The 17,073-nt window shown below is 70.2% G+C and carries 18 protein-coding genes and 1 pseudogene; 11 read left to right on the forward strand and 8 right to left on the reverse strand.

The window, feature by feature from the left end; all coding sequences use genetic code 11:
- Window positions 1-32: 32 nt before the first annotated feature.
- Window positions 33-836, reverse strand: a complete 804-nt coding sequence (locus ACIRQP_RS05240) for an enoyl-CoA hydratase/isomerase family protein (RefSeq protein WP_403883700.1) — start codon at window positions 834-836, stop codon at window positions 33-35.
- A gap of 312 nt (window positions 837-1,148) precedes the next feature.
- On the opposite strand from ACIRQP_RS05240, the gene ACIRQP_RS05245 reads away from it, so the two are divergent.
- Window positions 1,149-1,316 (forward strand): DUF3117 domain-containing protein, encoded by a 168-nt coding sequence (locus ACIRQP_RS05245; protein WP_003966491.1) that lies wholly within the window; start codon window positions 1,149-1,151, stop codon window positions 1,314-1,316.
- 187 nt (window positions 1,317-1,503) lie between these two features.
- Here ACIRQP_RS05245 and ACIRQP_RS05250 read toward each other — a convergent pair.
- A pseudogene (locus tag ACIRQP_RS05250) lies at window positions 1,504-2,170 on the reverse strand (O-methyltransferase).
- Between the two features lie 142 nt (window positions 2,171-2,312).
- Between ACIRQP_RS05250 and sigE the strand changes: the two are divergent.
- From sigE to ACIRQP_RS05275, 5 genes are all read left to right on the forward strand, one after another.
- Window positions 2,313-3,071 carry an RNA polymerase sigma factor SigE gene (sigE, locus tag ACIRQP_RS05255; protein ID WP_403883703.1) on the forward strand — a complete coding sequence of 253 codons (759 nt, stop codon included), beginning with the start codon at window positions 2,313-2,315 and terminating at the stop codon, window positions 3,069-3,071.
- Window positions 3,068-3,949 carry an anti-sigma factor family protein gene (locus ACIRQP_RS05260; RefSeq protein ID WP_403883706.1) on the forward strand — a complete coding sequence of 294 codons (882 nt, stop codon included), beginning with the start codon at window positions 3,068-3,070 and terminating at the stop codon, window positions 3,947-3,949. The genes sigE and ACIRQP_RS05260 overlap by 4 nt, the downstream gene beginning before the upstream one ends.
- Window positions 3,950-4,036: 87 nt before the next feature.
- Window positions 4,037-5,791, forward strand: coding sequence for a trypsin-like peptidase domain-containing protein (locus ACIRQP_RS05265; RefSeq protein WP_403883709.1), 1,755 nt, complete (start codon window positions 4,037-4,039; stop codon window positions 5,789-5,791).
- 93 nt (window positions 5,792-5,884) lie between these two features.
- A complete protein-coding gene (locus ACIRQP_RS05270; RefSeq protein WP_403883712.1) occupies window positions 5,885-6,373 on the forward strand; it encodes a sec-independent translocase in 489 nt (162 codons plus the stop codon).
- 115 nt (window positions 6,374-6,488) lie between these two features.
- Complete coding sequence (locus tag ACIRQP_RS05275; RefSeq protein WP_403883715.1) at window positions 6,489-7,154, forward strand: hypothetical protein; 666 nt, start codon at window positions 6,489-6,491, stop codon at window positions 7,152-7,154.
- A 92-nt stretch (window positions 7,155-7,246) separates the two neighbouring features.
- Here ACIRQP_RS05275 and ACIRQP_RS05280 read toward each other — a convergent pair whose 3' ends face one another.
- From ACIRQP_RS05280 to ACIRQP_RS05290, 3 genes are all read right to left on the reverse strand, one after another.
- Entirely contained in the window at window positions 7,247-8,407 is a 1,161-nt protein-coding gene (locus tag ACIRQP_RS05280) for an Mrp/NBP35 family ATP-binding protein (RefSeq protein WP_403883717.1), read from the reverse strand.
- A 43-nt stretch (window positions 8,408-8,450) separates the two neighbouring features.
- Window positions 8,451-8,966, reverse strand: coding sequence for a DUF1003 domain-containing protein (locus tag ACIRQP_RS05285; protein WP_403884369.1), 516 nt, complete (start codon window positions 8,964-8,966; stop codon window positions 8,451-8,453).
- A gap of 67 nt (window positions 8,967-9,033) precedes the next feature.
- Entirely contained in the window at window positions 9,034-10,311 is a 1,278-nt protein-coding gene (locus ACIRQP_RS05290; protein WP_403883720.1) for a magnesium transporter MgtE N-terminal domain-containing protein, read from the reverse strand.
- A 204-nt stretch (window positions 10,312-10,515) separates the two neighbouring features.
- Between ACIRQP_RS05290 and ACIRQP_RS05295 the strand changes: the two genes are divergently transcribed.
- Entirely contained in the window at window positions 10,516-11,289 is a 774-nt protein-coding gene (locus ACIRQP_RS05295) for a hypothetical protein (protein WP_403883723.1), read from the forward strand.
- On the opposite strand, the gene ACIRQP_RS05300 is transcribed toward ACIRQP_RS05295, so the two are convergent.
- Window positions 11,286-11,849: a hypothetical protein gene (locus ACIRQP_RS05300; RefSeq protein WP_403883726.1), complete on the reverse strand. Its 564-nt coding sequence runs from the start codon at window positions 11,847-11,849 to the stop codon at window positions 11,286-11,288. The genes ACIRQP_RS05295 and ACIRQP_RS05300 overlap by 4 nt on opposite strands.
- Before the next feature lie 80 nt (window positions 11,850-11,929).
- Window positions 11,930-13,054, reverse strand: coding sequence for a magnesium and cobalt transport protein CorA (locus ACIRQP_RS05305; protein WP_403883729.1), 1,125 nt, complete (start codon window positions 13,052-13,054; stop codon window positions 11,930-11,932).
- A 433-nt stretch (window positions 13,055-13,487) separates the two neighbouring features.
- Between ACIRQP_RS05305 and ACIRQP_RS05310 the strand changes: the two genes are divergently transcribed.
- The 4 genes from ACIRQP_RS05310 to ACIRQP_RS05325 all read left to right on the forward strand — a co-directional run bounded on the left by ACIRQP_RS05310 (window position 13,488) and on the right by ACIRQP_RS05325 (window position 16,701).
- The gene (locus ACIRQP_RS05310) at window positions 13,488-14,084 is read left to right on the forward strand and encodes a suppressor of fused domain protein (RefSeq protein ID WP_403883732.1); all 597 of its coding nucleotides are present in this window, start codon (window positions 13,488-13,490) and stop codon (window positions 14,082-14,084) included.
- A gap of 202 nt (window positions 14,085-14,286) precedes the next feature.
- Complete coding sequence (locus ACIRQP_RS05315; protein ID WP_403883735.1) at window positions 14,287-14,925, forward strand: DUF6758 family protein; 639 nt, start codon at window positions 14,287-14,289, stop codon at window positions 14,923-14,925.
- Between the two features lie 134 nt (window positions 14,926-15,059).
- Complete coding sequence (locus tag ACIRQP_RS05320; protein WP_403883738.1) at window positions 15,060-15,929, forward strand: PHP domain-containing protein; 870 nt, start codon at window positions 15,060-15,062, stop codon at window positions 15,927-15,929.
- 166 nt (window positions 15,930-16,095) lie between these two features.
- On the forward strand, window positions 16,096-16,701 hold the full coding sequence (locus tag ACIRQP_RS05325) for a MarC family protein (RefSeq protein ID WP_403883741.1): 606 nt from the start codon (window positions 16,096-16,098) through the stop codon (window positions 16,699-16,701).
- A gap of 93 nt (window positions 16,702-16,794) precedes the next feature.
- Here ACIRQP_RS05325 and ACIRQP_RS05330 read toward each other — a convergent pair whose 3' ends face one another.
- On the reverse strand, window positions 16,795-16,947 hold the full coding sequence (locus ACIRQP_RS05330) for a hypothetical protein (RefSeq protein ID WP_165840668.1): 153 nt from the start codon (window positions 16,945-16,947) through the stop codon (window positions 16,795-16,797).
- Window positions 16,948-17,073: the final 126 nt, after the last annotated feature.

Below are 17,073 nucleotides of genomic sequence, written 5' to 3' on the forward strand. Positions count from 1 at the left end.
CCGCCGGGCAGGCGGGACTTTGAAGACAGGGCCTAACGGCCGACGTACCGAGGCTTCTCCTTCGCCAGGAACGCGCGCACCGCGATGGCGTGGTCCTCCGACGCGCCGGCCCGCGACTGGAGTTCGTCCTCCTTCGCCAGCGTCTCGGCCAGCGAGTGCCCCGCTCCGTACGCCAGGGACTCCTTGATCGCCGCGTACGCGAGGGTCGGCCCCGAGGCCAGGGCGCGGGCCACGGCGGCGGACTCGGCCGCCAGGTCGGCGGCGGGCACCAGCCGGTTCACCAGACCCCATTCATGCGCCTCACGGGCCGGCACCGACCGCGGGAAGAGCAGCAGATCCGTGGCCCGGCTCGGGCCCACCAGCCGCGGCAGTGTCCATGAGACCCCGGAGTCCGCGGTCAGCGCGACCCCCGCGAAGGACGTGTTGAACGCGGCTGTGTCCGCCACGACCCGGTAGTCCGCCGCGAGGACGAACCCGAGGCCCGCGCCCGCCGCGACCCCGTTGACACCGGCCACCACGGGCTTGGGCATCTCGGTGATCGCCCGCAGGATCGGGTTGTAGTGCTCGCGCACGGTGCTCATCGTCTCGCCGGTGCCCGCCGCCAGGTCCGCTTCGAGCAGCGCGGTGTGCTCCTTGAGGTCCTGTCCGACGCAGAACGCCCGGTCGCCCGCGGCGGTCAGCAGCACTCCGCGTACGGCCGGGTCGGCGGCGGACGACAGCAGCGCGTCCCGGAGCGCGACCTTGGCGGCGACGTTCATCGCGTTCATGGCCTCGGGCCGGTTGATCGTGATCGTCGCGAGTCCATCGCTCACCTCGTACAGCACGGTGTCGGCCATGATCGGTCTCCTTCGCGGCTCGGGCAGTACTGTCCGGCCCCAGCATGTCGGAGATCGCCGGCGACGGGCATGTGACCTGCGTCTAAGAAAGTCGGGCCCCCGTGGAGCGCACGGCGGCGAAGTATCGCAGGCGGATCGCCGAATTGAGGGGTTTTGCGAGAGCGCGTTGCGCAAGCGATGCCGTCCGATGTTGGTCATCGGGTCCCGCCATGCGGGATAATGGGCTGGAAGCAATGTGTTCGATGCCGGTGACACAGCGCCTGTGATGGGGCCGCCGGCTGCGATGAGCTGGTTTCAGGAAGGGGAACGAGCATGGCGGCCATGAAGCCGCGAACGGGCGACGGCCCGCTCGAGGTGACCAAGGAGGGGCGGGGCATCGTCATGCGCGTTCCGCTCGAAGGCGGCGGTCGGCTTGTCGTCGAGCTGACTCCGGACGAGGCGGATGCGCTCGGCGACGCGCTGAAGAAGGTCGTCGGCTGAGCGGAGCGTTCAAGTCTCCGGGGTGTTCGGTCACCTCTGGACAGACAGAATTCTGCCCCGGTACGGATGCGTCCGTACCGGGGCAGAGTTCTGTCCCTCAAGGGGTCGCGCACTTCAGATGTTCCACGCGTCGGATGATGTTCCGCGCGTCGGGGTGTTCTGTTCGGGAGAGCGCTGTTCCGGGACTTCAGCCGCGCCGCATCGCGCAGAGCAGCCCGTCGCCCACCGGCAGCAGGGTCGACTGGAGCTCCTGGCTCTCCCGTACGGTCCGCAGCAGTTCCCGCAGCTTCAGCACCTCCGCGGGCTGGGCCGCCGAGTCCACCGTCCGGCCGCCCGCGAAAACGCCTTCGAAACAGACCAGTCCGCCGGGGCGCAGCAGCCGCAACGATTCAGCGAGATAGTCGAGGCACTCCAGCCGGTCGCCGTCACAGAAGACGAGGTCGTAACCGCCGTCCGCGAGCCGGGGGAGAACATCCAGGGCGCCGCCGGGGATGAACCGCGCGCGGTTCCCCGTGAAGCCCGCGGCCCGGAAGGCCTGCCGGGCGAACTGCTGGCGCTCGGGCTCGGTGTCGACCGTGGTCAGGACGCCGTCCGGCCGCATGCCCTGGAGCAGATACGTACCCGAGACGCCGGTGCCGGTGCCGATCTCGGCGACCGCCTTCGCGTCCAGGGTGGCAGCGAGCAGACGCAGCGCGGCGCCAGTGCCTGGTGACACCGAGCGGAGCCCTGTCTCCCGGGCCCGGTCCCGGGCCCAGCGCAGTGCTTCGTCCTCGGCGACAAAGGCGTCGGCGAACGCCCAGCTCGTCTGCCGGTTGGCGGTAATGACCCTCTCCTTGTCCCCGTTGGCGGCGCAACGGTGACTGTATCCGCTGCGCCCGGGAACCCGCAGATGGGACCGGGCGTTAAGAAGAAGCGGGGAAACACCCGGATCAAGACCTGCGACCGGGCCTAAATTCACGTAAAGATTCTTATCCGGAGCTAACGGGCGGAGTGGCTATGGTAGGGGCTCCACTGGACACCACCAGAGCCGATAGGGGAGGTGCGGCTGAGCCTGTGGATCGGGGAGGAGTGCTGACGCGCTTTCTCAGGTCGGCCGGCAAGCCGAAATCCGTGACCAACACCGCTGACCGTTCTCGCTCCACCGACTCCGCAGTTACGGCGACCTTCGCATCGGATGCGGAAGCGCAGGCGTGGACGCCTCCCAGCTGGGAGGAGATCGTCAGCACGCATAGCGGACGTGTCTACCGCCTCGCCTACCGGCTGACGGGCAACCAGCACGACGCCGAGGACCTGACCCAGGAAGTCTTCGTCCGGGTCTTCCGATCGCTGTCGACCTACACCCCTGGCACGTTCGAGGGCTGGCTGCACCGCATCACCACCAACCTCTTCCTCGACATGGTCCGGCGCAAGCAGCGGATCCGGTTCGACGCCCTCGGCGACGACGCGGCGGAGCGGCTGCCCAGCCGTGAGCCGTCGCCGCAGCAGGTCTTCCACGACACGCACTTCGACGCGGACGTCCAGCAGGCGCTGGACACCCTCGCGCCCGAATTCCGCGCCGCTGTGGTGCTCTGTGACATCGAGGGGCTCTCGTACGAGGAGATCGCGGCCACGCTCGGTGTGAAGCTCGGCACCGTACGCAGCCGGATCCACCGCGGCCGTTCGCATCTGCGCAAGGCTCTCCAGCACCGTTCCCCCGAGGCCAGGGCCGAGCAGCGTGCCTTCGTGAGCGTGGCCGGGGAGGGCGGAGCGGCGTGAGTGGCACAAGCTCCACCCCCGCCGAGCAGCATCTGGGGGACAGACTCGCCGCCCTGGTGGACGGGGAGCTGGACCATGACGCGCGCGAGCGCGTGCTGTCCCATCTCGCCACCTGCGCCAAGTGCAAGGCGGAGGCCGACGCCCAGCGCCGGCTGAAGAGCGTGTTCGCCCAGTCCGCTCCGCCGCCGCCCTCCGCGGGGCTGCTCGCCAGACTTCAGGGGCTGCCGGGCGGCCTTCCCGGATCGGGTGGTGATGACGACAACGGAAAAGGGCTCTTCGACGGGGGGCGCTTTGGTGACGGCGTTTTCGGCGTCCGCACCGACGGCTTCGGTTATGTCCCGGCGGGTGCCCATGCCGCCGTACTGCCCAGCGGCTCCGGCTTCCGGATCCATGAGGTCGGTCGCCAGGAGGCCGAGCGGTCGCCGTGGCGCGGCAAGCGGTTCGCCTTCGCGGCCGCCAGCGCGGTGTCGTTCGCCGCGATGGCCCTCGGCGGGACGATGCCGCTCGGACCGGCCGCCGACGCCCTGCCCCGGGGCGCGGGCAACAATGTGACCCCTATGCGGGCCCCCGGCACCACGGGCCCGGCCGCCGTCGGCGGTGAGTCCTCCCGGCGTCAGGGCGGCAGCGGAGCGCTGTCGCGGTCCACCGACCGCCCGACCCCCGCGGCCCCTCCCGGCGTGTTCCAGACGCAGATGCTCTCGGAGCGGCCGTTCTCGCCGGGCGCCCTGGTCGGTCCGTCCCCGGCGCTGCTGATCCAGCCCACGGGCTCGGCCCTCCAGATCGACGAGGTGGACGGCATCAGCCCCACGGCCACCCCGAACCCGACCCAGCTGGCCGCCCCGACGCTGCCCGGGGCTCCGCTTTCCGCCCGGCGCTGAGCGGTCCCCTGCGCGGAAATCCGTAAACCTGGTTGAATCCTTGGCAGGGTGCCCGTCGGGGCGCGGAACGGCAGTTGCGGGGAGAGCATGGACGACGGTAAGCCGACCGGACCCGAGGCGAAGTGGTGGAGCCGTCCCTCGGTGGAAGGCGCGATACCGCGGGGGCCCGGGGTGCCGCCGACCCGGAGCGACGAGGTGACGGCGCAGCTGCCCCCCGGCGCTGACGAGCCCTCAGCGGTGCCCGTCCCGGCTCCCGCACCCGTCGACCCGACTCCGGCGCCTGCCGACGCGGCCCCTGCCTCCGCGCCCGTCGACGCCGTTCCGGCGCCTCAGGGGCGCCCGCAGCCGCTGCACGAGCCCGACGCCTACAGCACACCGCCCTACGGCGGGCCCGGCCCCTGGGCGCTCGCTCCGCCCGTACAGCGCCCCACCCCCGCGCACGGCACGCCGATGCCGCCGCCGGCGCACCCGGCGCGGCCGCAGGTCCAGATCCCGCAGCAGCAGCAGCAGTCGCACGCGCAGCCGCACCAGCCCCACTTCCAGCCCGGACATCAGCCCCACCACGAGCCGATGCCGATGTCCCAGCCCCTGTCCCGGCCTCTGCCTCCACCGTCCCAGGCCGAGGCCCACGCCCAGGCGCCCGCCGGGTCCGAGCCCTCGCAGTGGCTCCGGTACGACCCCTGGAACGCACCGGGGCAGCAGCCCCTGACCCAGTACGGCGAGCCGCGCAAACGGGGCCTCCGGCGGGCCGGGCTCGTCGCCGCCGGGGTGCTGGCCCTCGCCGCCTGTGTCCTCGGCGGCGCGGTCGGCGCGTACATCGAACGCAACGGCGGCTTCACCAGCGTCGAGCTTCCGCAGGCCGACGCCGAAGCGGGCGGTCGCGCGCCCGACAGCGTCGCGGGCATCGCCGCCAGCGCGCTGCCCAGCGTCGTCACCCTGCATGTCAGCGGCAGCGGTGAGCAGGGCACCGGCACGGGCTTCGTCCTGGACCGGCAGGGCCACATCCTGACGAACAACCATGTCGTCCAGCCGGCCTCCTCCTCCGGCGAGATATCGGTCACGTTCAGCGGCGGTCAGACCGCCAGGGCGAAGCTCGTCGGCAAGGACAGCGGATACGACCTCGCCGTCGTCAAGGTCACCGGCGTCTCCGGGCTCAAGCCGCTGCCGCTGGGCAACTCCGACAGCGTCCAGGTCGGCGATCCGGTGGTGGCCATCGGCGCCCCCTTCGATCTGTCCAACACGGTGACCTCCGGGATCATCAGCGCCAAGCAGCGCCCCATCACCGCGGGCGGCGACAAGGGCGACGGCAGCGACGTCAGCTATGTGGACGCGCTTCAGACGGACGCCCCGATCAACCCCGGCAACTCCGGCGGGCCGCTGGTGGACGCCCGCGCCCGGGTCATCGGCATCAACAGCGCGATCCGCGCCGCCGACAGCGGCACCGGCCTCACCGGCGGCCAGTCGGGCTCCATCGGCCTCGGCTTCGCGATACCGATCAACCAGGGCAAGAGAGTCGCCGAGGAACTGATCAACACCGGGAAGGCCACGCACCCGGTGATAGGCGTCAGCCTCGACATGGAGTACGCGGGCGACGGCGCCCGGGTCGGCGACAAGGCCGCCGACGGCGGTCCGGGGGTGACCGCGGGCGGCCCCGGTGCCAAGGCCGGTATCAAGCCGGGGGACGTCATCACCGAGGTGAACGGCCAGCGGGTGCACAGCGGCGAGGAGCTCATCGTCAAGATCCGTGCCCACCGTCCCGGCGACGAATTGGAGCTGACCCTGGCCCGCGGAGGTAAAGAGCGGACCATGAAGTTGACTCTCGGCTCCTCGGACGGCACCTGACGGCCACCGGAAGGTACCGCCCGGACAGTTCCGGCAGGTACCGTGGAGCGGCCCCGACCTCGCCCGACCTTCGATCCACCCGAGGAGCAGCACGTGTTCAATGACATTGGCGCCCTTGAGGTGATCGCGATCGCGGTCCTCGCCGTGATCGTCTTCGGTCCCGAGAAGCTGCCCAAGGTCATCCAGGATGTCTCGGGATTCATAAGAAAGGTCCGCGCGTTCTCCGAGAGCGCCAAGGAGGACATCCGCTCCGAGCTGGGCCCCGAGTTCAAGGACTTCGAGTTCGAGGACCTCAACCCCAAGACATTCGTCCGCAAGCAGCTGATGGACAACGACGATCTGGGGCTGAAGGAGATCCGCAGCAGCTTCGACCTCCGCAAGGAGATGAACGAGGTCGCGGACGCGGTGAACGGTCATGAGAGCGCGTCCGACGCGGACGCCCCCGCGACGCAAGTGTCCACGAATGGCTCCGCTGCGATCGGGTCGTCCGCGAACGGCTCCTCCACCATCCCCGACCTGCTCAAGAAGCCGGAAAAGCCCACTCAGCCGGAACGTCCGCCCTTCGACGCAGACGCCACCTGAGTACGACCAATCCCTACGAGTCGGGACCTGGTGGCTATCCTCCAACTGTTCGGCAGTGAGGCGCCCGTCGGGGGCGGGCCGCTCCGGACGCTCACGATCGAGGAGGCGCCGGCAGATGGAGACGACGAGTCGGGCGGGCACGCGGGACGCGGCCAGCTCAGCCAAGGCCGGAGGAGGGGCAGCCGCCCTGCGTACGGTCGAGGGCTATCTGCTGGCGCCGTTTCCCTGGTACGGACTGGACGACGCCTTCACCGGGCCCCGCTGGCTCATGCAGGTCGGCGCGACGGCCGACGGAACGGTTCGCCACGGCGCCACGGGCCATGGTGAGGAGCCGTCGATAAGGCCCGAGGCTCCGGTCGCCGACAGGGAACGCTTCGCGGTGGTCGTGACGGTGGCCACGAGCCCCGAACGGGGCTCCGGTGACGGTACCGGCCACCTGGACGCCACCACGGCCTCCTCGGCGGCCTGGCTGGCCGGTTCGGCGCTGCTGGCCTTCACCTGGCCCCCGCAGCTGGACCACTCGCTCCGTGACAACTGGCTGGAACAGCAGACGGAGGCCGCGTTCGAGCTGGCCGACGATCTGGACGGGCCCGAGTGGACGACGCTCTCGCTGCCGGTCGACGCCGAGCCGACGCCGTTCCACTACCGCGAGTCCGAGTTCGGCTGGGTGCTGGCCGGCTCGACGCACCGCGGGGTGCACCTCGGGGCGTACGGGCGCGGGATGAGCGCCTACGGACTCGGCTTCTCGGTGATCGAGGACATCAGGACATACGCCTCCTGAAGACACGTCAGGGAACAGGTAAGGGGCGGCCGCGATGAGCGGTCGCCCCTTACCTGTTGAGCTGCTGTGCTGTTGTGCTGTCCGGGCCTGTCTCAGAACTTGTTGCGCGGGGTGATCCCCAGTGACATGCCCGACAGACCGCGCTGCCGGCCGCCCAGCTTGCTCGCGATCCCGCGCAGCGCGGTGGCGGCCGGCGAGTCGGGGTCGGAGAGCACGATGGGCTTGCCCTCGTCGCCGCCCTCCCGCAGCCGTACGTCGATCGGGATCGCGCCCAGCACGGGCACCTCGGCGCCGGTCGTCTTCGTCAGCCCCTCGGCGACCAGCTTGCCGCCGCCGGTGCCGAAGACGTCGATCATCTCGTCGCAGTGCGGGCAGGGCAGGCCCGACATGTTCTCGACCACGCCGACGATCTTCTGATGGGTCTGTACGGCGATGGAGCCGGCCCGCTCGGCGACCTCGGCCGCGGCCTGCTGCGGGGTGGTGACCACCAGGATCTCGGCGTTCGGCACGAGCTGCGCCACCGAGATCGCGATATCGCCGGTCCCCGGCGGCAGGTCGAGCAGCAGTACGTCGAGGTCACCCCAGTAGACGTCCGCGAGGAACTGCTGGAGCGCGCGGTGCAGCATCGGACCGCGCCAGACGACCGGCGAGTTGCCCGGGGTGAACATCCCGATGGAGATCACCTTCACGCCGTTCGCCGACGGCGGCATGATCATGTTCTCGACCTGCGTGGGCCTGCCGTCCGCGCCGAGCATCCGCGGCACGCTGTGCCCGTAGATGTCCGCGTCGACCACACCGACCTTCAGCCCGTCGGCAGCCATGGCGGCGGCCAGGTTGACCGTCACCGAGGACTTGCCGACACCGCCCTTGCCCGACGCCACCGCGTACACCCGGGTCAGGGAGCCCGGCTGGGCGAAGGGCACCTCGCGCTCGGCGGTGCCGCCGCGCAGCGAGGCCGTCAGCGCGCGCCGCTGCTCGTCGCCCATCACGTCCAGCGTGACGTCCACCCGCGTGACACCCGCGACCCGGGCGACCGCGTCGGTCACGCTCCGGGTGATCGTGTCGCGCATCGGGCAGCCGGAGACCGTCAGATAGACCGTGACCGCCACCGCACCGTCCGCGCTGATATCCACCGATTTGACCATGCCGAGGTCGGTGATCGGCCGATGGATCTCGGGGTCGTTCACCGTCGCCAGCGCTGCGCGCACCGCTTCTTCCGCGGGGACGGCGGTTCCGTACGTGTCGGTAGCCATACCGAGATGGTACGGCGATTCGTACCGGCTCAGGAAAGCCCCGTCAGCGGTCGGGTGACTCGCGTCCGGGTTCCGCCCGGCCGGGCGAGCGCTGCTCCGACATGTCCCGCACCAGATCCTGGAGCTCCGACCGGATCCAGTCGCGCGTGGCGACCTCGCCCAGACCGATCCGCAGCGCCGCGATCTCGCGCGTCAGGTATTCGGTGTCGGAGATCGAGCGCTCGTTCTGCTTGCGCTCCTGTTCCCGTGTGACCCGGTCCCGGTCGTCCTGGCGGTTCTGCGCCAGCAGGATCAGCGGCGCGGCGTACGACGCCTGAAGGGAGAGCATCAGCGTCAGAAAGATGAACGGATACGGGTCGAAGCGCAGTTCGCGCGGGACGGTGACGTTCCAGACGAGCCAGACGATGATGATCAGGGTCATCCAGACGATGAAGCGGCCCGTCCCCAGAAAGCGGGCGATACGCTCCGAAAGCACCCCGAAAGCCTCGGGGTCGTACTCGGGCAGCAGCCGACGACGCGGCGGGGCCGGCTGATCGAGCCTGATCCGGCCACCCCGCATCAGCGCCGTCGATCCGGCCCCCGAGCTGGTCCTCGCGTGCTCCCGGCCGGTCTCCCTGTCGGGGCGCTCACTTACCACGGGCCGGCTCTTCCGTGCCGTGGTAGCCGGTCTCCCGCCAGTCGTCGGGCAGCAGGTGATCGAGTACGTCGTCGACGGTCACGGCGCCGAGCAGCGATCCGCCCTCGTCCACCACCGGCGCCGAGACCATGTTGTACGCCGCGAGATGGCTGGTGATCGCGGGCAGCGGGGTGTCGGGCGCGAGCGGCGGCAGATCGCTGTCGACGATCGAGCTGACCAGCGTGTACGGCGGATCCCGCAGCAGCCGCTGGAAGTGCACCGTGCCCAGATACTTGCCCGTCGGTGTCTCGTCCGGCGGCCGGCAGACATAGACCTGCGCCGCGAGCGCCGGGGAGAGGTCCTGGAGCCGTACCCGGGCCAGCGCGTCGGCCACCGTCGCGTCGGGCCGCAGCACGATCGGGTCGGTCGTCATCAGACCGCCCGCCGTGCGCTCCTCGTACGCCATCAGCCGCCGCACATCGGCGGCGTCGTCCGGCCGCATCAGCGTGAGCAGCCGCTCCTTGTCGTTCTCGGGCAGCTCGGAGAGGAGGTCGGCCGCGTCGTCCGGGTCCATGGCCTCCAGGACATCGGCCGCGCGCTCCTCCTTGAGCTTGCCGAGGATCTCCACCTGGTCGTCCTCCGGCAGCTCCTCCATGACATCCGCGAGCCGGTCGTCATCGAGGGCGACGGCCACCTCGCCGCGTCGCTTCGGGTTCAGGTGGTGCAGCACATTGGCGAGATCGACGGGGCGCAGGGTCTCGTAGGCGGCGACCAGACTCTCCGTCCCCTGCCCCTCCTCCTCCAGCGAGAAGCCGGTGACCGCGGACCAGTCGACGGTGCGGGTCTCCCCACGCCGCCGCAGGGCGCCGCCCTTCTTGCCGCGCCGTACGAAGACCTTGTCGATCTCCCAGTCGCGGCGGGCCGGCAGCTGACGGATGGCGACATCGAGGACCGTCACCTCCTCGCCGTTCTCCACGAGCCGCACCCGGCGGTCGAGCATCTCGCCGAGCACGAGGCGCTCGGTGGGCCGCTGCTCGAAGCGGCGCACGTTGAGCACGCCCGTGGTGATCACCTGGCCCGACTCCACGCCGGTCAGCCGGGTCATGGGCAGAAAGATCCGGCGCCGGCTGAGCACCTCGACGACCAGTCCGAGCAACCGCGGCGGCCGGCCGCCGACCCGCAGCATCGCGACGAGATCGCGGACCCGCCCCACCTGGTCGCCGGTGGGATCGAAGACGGCCACACCGGCGAGATGCGAGACAAAGATCCGGGGGGCGCTCGCAGCCATTTCCCTGCGCCTCCTTCGTCCGCGGTTGTCCTTCTATCCGGCGGGATAACGGGTTCAGGCTAGCCCGTACCGCTGCGGTACGCCCTGACGGATCCGTCCGTACGGCCTTCCCACGACGTCTGTGCGGCTCTCTGTCGAGACGTACCTCCGGCCCGGGTACGCTGCGGTCTGCCACCCCAGCTGCGTTTGAGAGGCAGTGCGTCTGTGACCGTTTTCCTGTCGTCCGGCCGTGCCCGCAGGGTCGCTCTCCCCGTCGCGTTCTGCGTGGGGCTGGCCGCGGTTCTCACGGCATGCGGTGAGGATCCGGACGAGGGCACGAACGGGGTCGGCAAGCTCTCCGCCACGGAGATCGAGAGAAAGGCGCAGACCGCGGCGAACGCTGCGGGCGCGGTCCGGCTCTCCGGCACGCTGGTCACCCAGGGGGAGACCTACAAGCTCAACATGCGGCTCAAGACGAACGGCGGGACCGGCACCGTCACCTCGAAGAACAGCACCTTCCAGCTGCTGCGCATCGAGGACACGCTCTTCCTGAAGGCCGACGCCGGTTTCTGGAGCCACGCGGACGGCGAGGACGGCAAGGCGACCACCAAGCCCAGCAGTGCGGACACCGAGGCCGCGGACAAGCTCCAGGACAAGTACGTGAAGGTCCCGGAGGACGACCCCTCGTACAAGCAGCTGAGCGGCTTCACGGACATGAAGGTCCTGCTCGCCGGGATACTGACGCTCCACGGCAAGCTGGACAAGGGCACCCGCGACCGGATCGGTGGCGTGAAGACCATCAAGATCAACGGCGGTGAGGGCGACGGCGGGACGCTGGACGTCTCGCTGGAGGGCGCTCCGTACCCGCTGCAACTGGTGCGCGCGGGCGGCGCGGGGACACTCTCGCTCGCCGACTGGGGCCGTGACTTCGAACTGGCGGCGCCGACCAAGGGCGAGACCGTCGACTACGGCAGCCGGCTCCCGGCCACCAGCGACTAACTCTGCCGGCCCTTGTCCTTGTCCTTGCCTTGGTCCTTGCCCTTGTCTCTGCCGCGCTTGAGCAGGAGCCGTCCGAGCGAGGCAGGCAGGGGCTGCCGGGTCGTCGCCGGGGTCGGCAGCGGCACCGCCGCCAGCGAGGAGTCCGGCAGGTCCGTGATCGTGGCCCGGGGCGTCAGCCGCAGCACCCGGCACTCACGCGCCCAGCGCTCCGTCATCACCTCGGCGTCGGGCGCGTTCAGCCGCTTGCCCTTGAGCTCGGCGACGGCCGTCTCCCAGCCCTCGGAGTGCGGTGCCAGCTCCGCGACATCCGCCGTCCAGGCGACGAGCCGGCCGCCCTTGTCCTTGCTGCGTACGGTCACCTCGGCCACCGAGCCGTCCGCGAGCCCCGGCAGCGGCTGCTCCCCGGGGCCGTCCCCCACCAGCAGCGCCGCGCCCTCGTGCCATACGTGCCACAGCGCGCGGTCGGGGCCCGAGCCCCGCACCCAGATGAGGCCGGACTTCTTGGTGGCCTCTTCGACGAGGACCCGGCCGAGGTCGGGCCCGAGCTCTGGTTCTGTCATGCCCGCAGCCTATCCAGCCGCCGGGACGCGGCCGGACAGTCTCCAGAGTCGGCCGTTCCGCCTCCAGAGCCGGACAGGACCTAGAGCCAGCCGTTCCGCTTGAGGGTGCGGTGGATCGTCAGACAGATGGTGCCGATCGCGAAGAGCACCATGGGATAGCCGTACTTCCACCCCAGCTCCGGCATGTGCTCGAAGTTCATGCCGTAGATCCCGCACACGGCCGTCGGTACGGCGATGATCGCCGCCCAGGACGTGATCTTGCGCATGTCCTCGTTCTGCGCGACCGTCGCCTGCGCCAGATTCGCCTGGAGGATCGAGTTGAGCAGCTCGTCGAAGCCGATGACCTCCTCGTGCACCCGGGCCAGATGGTCCGCGACATCGCGGAAGTACTTCTGGATGTCCGGGTCGACCAGCCGCATCGGCCGCTCGCTCAGCAACTGCATCGGCCGCAGCAGCGGGGATACGGCCCGCTTGAACTCCAGCACCTCGCGCTTGAGCTGGTAGATCCGCCCGGCGTCCGAGCCGCGCGGGCTGCCCTTCGCCGGTGCCGAGAACACATCGATCTCGACCTCGTCGATGTCGTCCTGCACGGCCGCCGCCACCGCGACGTATCCGTCGACCACATGGTCCGCGATGGAGTGCAGTACCGCGGAGGGCCCCTTGGTGAGCAGCTCGGCATCGCTCTCCAGCCGGTGGCGCAGCGCGCGCAGCGAGCCCTTGCCGCCGTGCCGGACGGTGATCACGAAGTCCCGGCCGGTGAAGCACATGACCTCGCCGGTGTCGACCACCTCGCTGGTCGCGGTCAGCTCGGTGTGCTCGACGTAGTGGATGGTCTTGAAGACGGTGAACAGGGTGTCGTCGTACCGCTCCAGCTTGGGCCGCTGATGCGCGTGCACGGCGTCCTCCACCGCCAGCGGGTGCAGCCCGAACTCGGCCGCGATACCGGCGAATTCCTCCTCCGTCGGCTCGTGCAGACCGATCCAGGCGAAGCCGCCGCCCTCGCGTACCCGCAGCATCGCCTCGTGCGGGGTGACGCAGGGGTTCTCGGTGACCCGGCGGCCGTCGCGGTACACCGCGCAGTCGACGACCGCGCTCGACGCGGAGGGGTCACGGGTGGCGTCGTACGTGTCGTACTTGCCGTACGAGGGCTTGGCCTTGCGCAGGGACGGACGGACCGCTTCGCGCAGATCACGAATCATCGACATGGCGGGACTCCTTCACGGAGAGGCCGTCGGGGAGGCGTGGCACAGCCCGGAATGGGGACGTGATGCGTACGTCCGCAAAGCGGGCGGCACCGCGGGGTCACGGTGACGGCGTTCGCTACAGACAGGCAGAGACTCAGGTACTGCTCAGGTACTGAGAGACGTGCTCTTCCGTCGTGCGATGTGCCGTGGGCCCGTGGTACGGGGCGTCAGATCACCGGACCGGAGGTCCGTGCGGAAGAGCGGCTGGTACTGGCCGGGTGACTTCGATCCACCGCAGCCCCACCTCCTCCGGCCGGTCCCCCGTGGGGGATGACGTCGTCGGGACAAGAAAGCAACGCTTCTGCGCACTGTCCCTACCAGCCGCCAAGAGTATCAGCAGACTGCGGGCCAACTTTCTCCCCTGCCCAATCCTTACGCGATCTATGCTCACCGGATGGGAGAAATTCTTGATCTGGTCGAGGCCCGGCTCCGTACGGCGCTGGGCGAGCCGGACGCCCGCGCCGCGGTCACGTTTCTCGGAACGGACCGCTTCGAGGTGCTGCGCTTCCTGGCCTCCCAGGGCGGTTCCGATGTGGTGCGGTACGTCACGCTCGGGATGTCGGCGCAGCCGATGGCGGACCCGTCGGTGCTGCTCGCCGACCCCGTGAAGGGGCCGCGGGCCGAACTCGTCCTGTCGGTGCGCGCGGGGCTCGCCGACACCGATCAGGTGCTCCGCCCGCTGGCTGTGCTGGCCGCGTCTCCGCAGGTCGAGGGCGTGGTCGTGGCCCCGGGCAGCTCGCTCGACCTCGGTGAGCCGCTGTGGCCGGGGGCGCCCTTCAGCTCCGTACTGGTCGGTGAGCCGGGCGGGCTGGTGGCGGATCTGGAGCTGGACGCGCCACTGGAACCGGTGAGGTTTCTGCCGCTGCTGCCGATGACGCCCCATGAGGCGGCGTGGAAGCGGGTCAGGGGCGCGCGGGAGCTTGAGGAGCGCTGGCTCGCGCGGGGCACGGATCTGCGCGATCCGCTGCGTGCCTCCGTGGCCCTGGACTGAGCGCGGACCCGCTCGGCTTTCGCCGGCCCGTCAGCCCGTCAGCCCGGCAACGGTGTCAGCCGTGTGGCCGCGTTGGCATATACACATAATAAGTTAGGCAGGCTAATGGGTGTAGACGGCAATCATCTCTGGTCGTGCGGACTCTGACCGGACAGGTGATCGTCCTTGACGCGGCGTCGGCCGGGGAGGACCGTGGGGCGCTATGAGGGGCGAACCCAGTTGCCCGAAGTGCGGTGGCCGAGTCAGGGCGCCCGGCCTCTTCGCCGACTCCTGGCAGTGCGATGTACATGGCACCGTGCACCCACTGCAGCCCGTGATACCGCCCAGCGTCGAGGCCCTCAGCGTCGTGGTGCACCGCGCCCAGGTGCCGGTGTGGATGCCCTGGCCGCTGCCCGTCGGCTGGCTCTTCACCGGCGTCGCGTACGCGGGCGACGACCGAAGCGGCGGACGCGCCACCGCCGTCGCCTGCTCGGGACCGGGGCCGCTCGGCGGCATGGGAGAACTGCTGCTCGTCGCCGAGGAACTGGGCGTCGGGCTCGGCGCGCGCTACGCGGGGATCGACGGCCCCGACCCGGGCCCCGCCATATGCGTCGACAAACCACCGCAGACCAAGCTGCTCGCGGCCGGCCGGCCCACCCCGCTCTGGCATGTCGCCGACGCCCCGGAGGACCGCGCGGTCTTCGCGGGCGAGGCGCTCGGGCTGTGGCTGTGGGCGATCGTCTGGCCCGAGCAGTCGGGGCTGCTGCTCTACGACGAGGTGGTTCTGACCGATCTGCGGGACGTGGGCGCGGAGATGGAGCTGCTGCCCTGCGGAGCGCTGTCGCCCCGGCTGCTCTCCTGACGGGCCCTTACGGTCCGGTTTCCCGAGTCGCCCGTCCCGATCGGCGGGCGTGTGCGACGCGTCCTGGGCCCTCCCCGCGTGCCGTTACCCTTGAGCGTCCCCCTTTCCGCCCCGAACCTCCGGAGTGACGCGTCGTGCGCATCGATCTGCACACCCACTCCACGGCCTCGGACGGTACGGACACCCCGGCCGAGCTGGTGCGCAACGCGGCCGCCGCCGGGCTCGATGTCGTCGCGCTGACCGACCACGACACCACCCGGGGCCACGCCGAGGCGATCGCCGCGCTCCCGGACCTCGACCGGGACCTCACCCTCGTCTCCGGCGCGGAGCTCTCGTGCCGGCTCGACGGCATCAGCCTGCACATGCTGGCGTATCTCTTCGACCCGGACGAGCCGGAGTTGCTGAGCGAGCGGGAGCTGGTACGGGACGACCGCGTCCCGCGCGCGCGGACGATGGTCCGCAAGCTCCAGGAGCTGGGCGTCCCGATCACCTGGGAGCAGGTGGCGCGTATCGCGGGCGACGCCTCCCTCGGCCGCCCGCACATCGCCACCGCCCTGGTCGAACTCGGCGTCGTCCCGACCGTCTCCGACGCCTTCACCCCGGAGTGGCTCGCGGACGGCGGGCGCGCGTACGCCGAGAAGCACGAGCTCGACCCCTTCGAGGCGATCCGTCTGGTCAAGGCCGCCGGCGGGGTCACCGTGTTCGCGCATCCGCTGGCCGTCAAGCGGGGCCGGGTCGTGCCCGAGTCCGCCATCGTCCGGTTCGCCGCCGCCGGTCTCGACGGCATCGAGGTCGACCACATGGACCACGACGAGCCGACCCGGGCCCGGCTGCGCGGAATCGCCGCCGAACTCGGCCTGCTGGCCACCGGATCCAGCGACTACCACGGCAGCCGCAAGTTCGTGGAACTCGGCGCCTGTACCACCGACCCGGAGATCTACGGCGAGATCACCCGGCGAGCCTCCGGCGCCTTCCCGGTGCCGGGCGCGGGCGGACGCGCGTAAGTCCGCAGTCCGCGGGCGGACGCGCACAAGTCCAGCCGTACCGCCGCCGTATCCGTTACCGCTTCTCCGTACCGCTCCCTGATGGCGCGGACGCGCCGTCACCTCGTCGCGCCTCCGCGCGCGTCCGTTCCCGTCTCTCGTCTCTACGTCCGGCAAGGCCCTCACTGTGTTCGACTTCGCCGTATTCGGCTCCCTCTTCCTCACGCTCTTCGTGATCATGGACCCGCCCGGGATCACCCCGATCTTCCTCGCCCTCACCTCCGGCCGGCCCGCCAAGGTCCAGCGCGCCATGGCGTGGCAGGCGGTGGCCGTCGCCTTCGGTGTGATCACCGTCTTCGGGCTGCTGGGCCAGCAGATCCTGGACTATCTGCATGTCTCCGTGCCGGCGCTGATGATCGCCGGCGGGCTGCTCCTGCTGCTCATCGCGCTGGATCTGCTCACCGGGAAGAACGATGAGCCCCAGCAGACGAAGGACGTCAATGTGGCGCTCGTGCCGCTGGGCATGCCGCTGCTCGCCGGACCTGGCGCGATCGTGTCCGTCATCCTCGCCGTACAGCACGCCGAAGGTGCCTCGGCGCGGATCTCGGTCTGGGCGGCGATCGTCGCGATGCATGTCGTGCTCTGGCTGACGATGCGCTACTCGCTGCTGATCATCCGGCTGATCAAGGACGGGGGAGTGGTGCTGGTGACCCGGCTGGCCGGGATGATGCTTTCGGCCATTGCCGTTCAGCAGATCATCAATGGGATCACCCAGGTGATCCAGAGCGCCTGACATGGGCAGCGCCCCCGTACGGGTGACCCGTACAGGGGCGCTTCGTCGGTTCGCGGCCGGTCGCTGTCGTGCGCGTCGCGAAGGGATACGGGGTTATGAGGCCGAGGATTCGGCCGGGCGGATATAGATGCGCTGGCCCATCGCGGCGGCCTGCTGCACGATCCGGTTGACGGAGGCGGCGTCCACAACGGTGCTGTCGACAGCGGAGCCGTCAACATCGTCGAGTCGCATGATTTCGAAGCGCAAGGCTTCTCCCTTCGTCTGATCCTCCTGCTGGAGAACTATGGGTGACGGGCTGAGCCGTCCACGGTTACATCGAGCTAGAACGCCTTGCCCTCTGCAAACATTCCCTACGCTAAGGAAAATTCTCGG

Source organism: Streptomyces sp. NPDC102274 (assembly GCF_044766385.1).
Classification (GTDB): Bacteria; Actinomycetota; Actinomycetes; order Streptomycetales; family Streptomycetaceae; genus Streptomyces.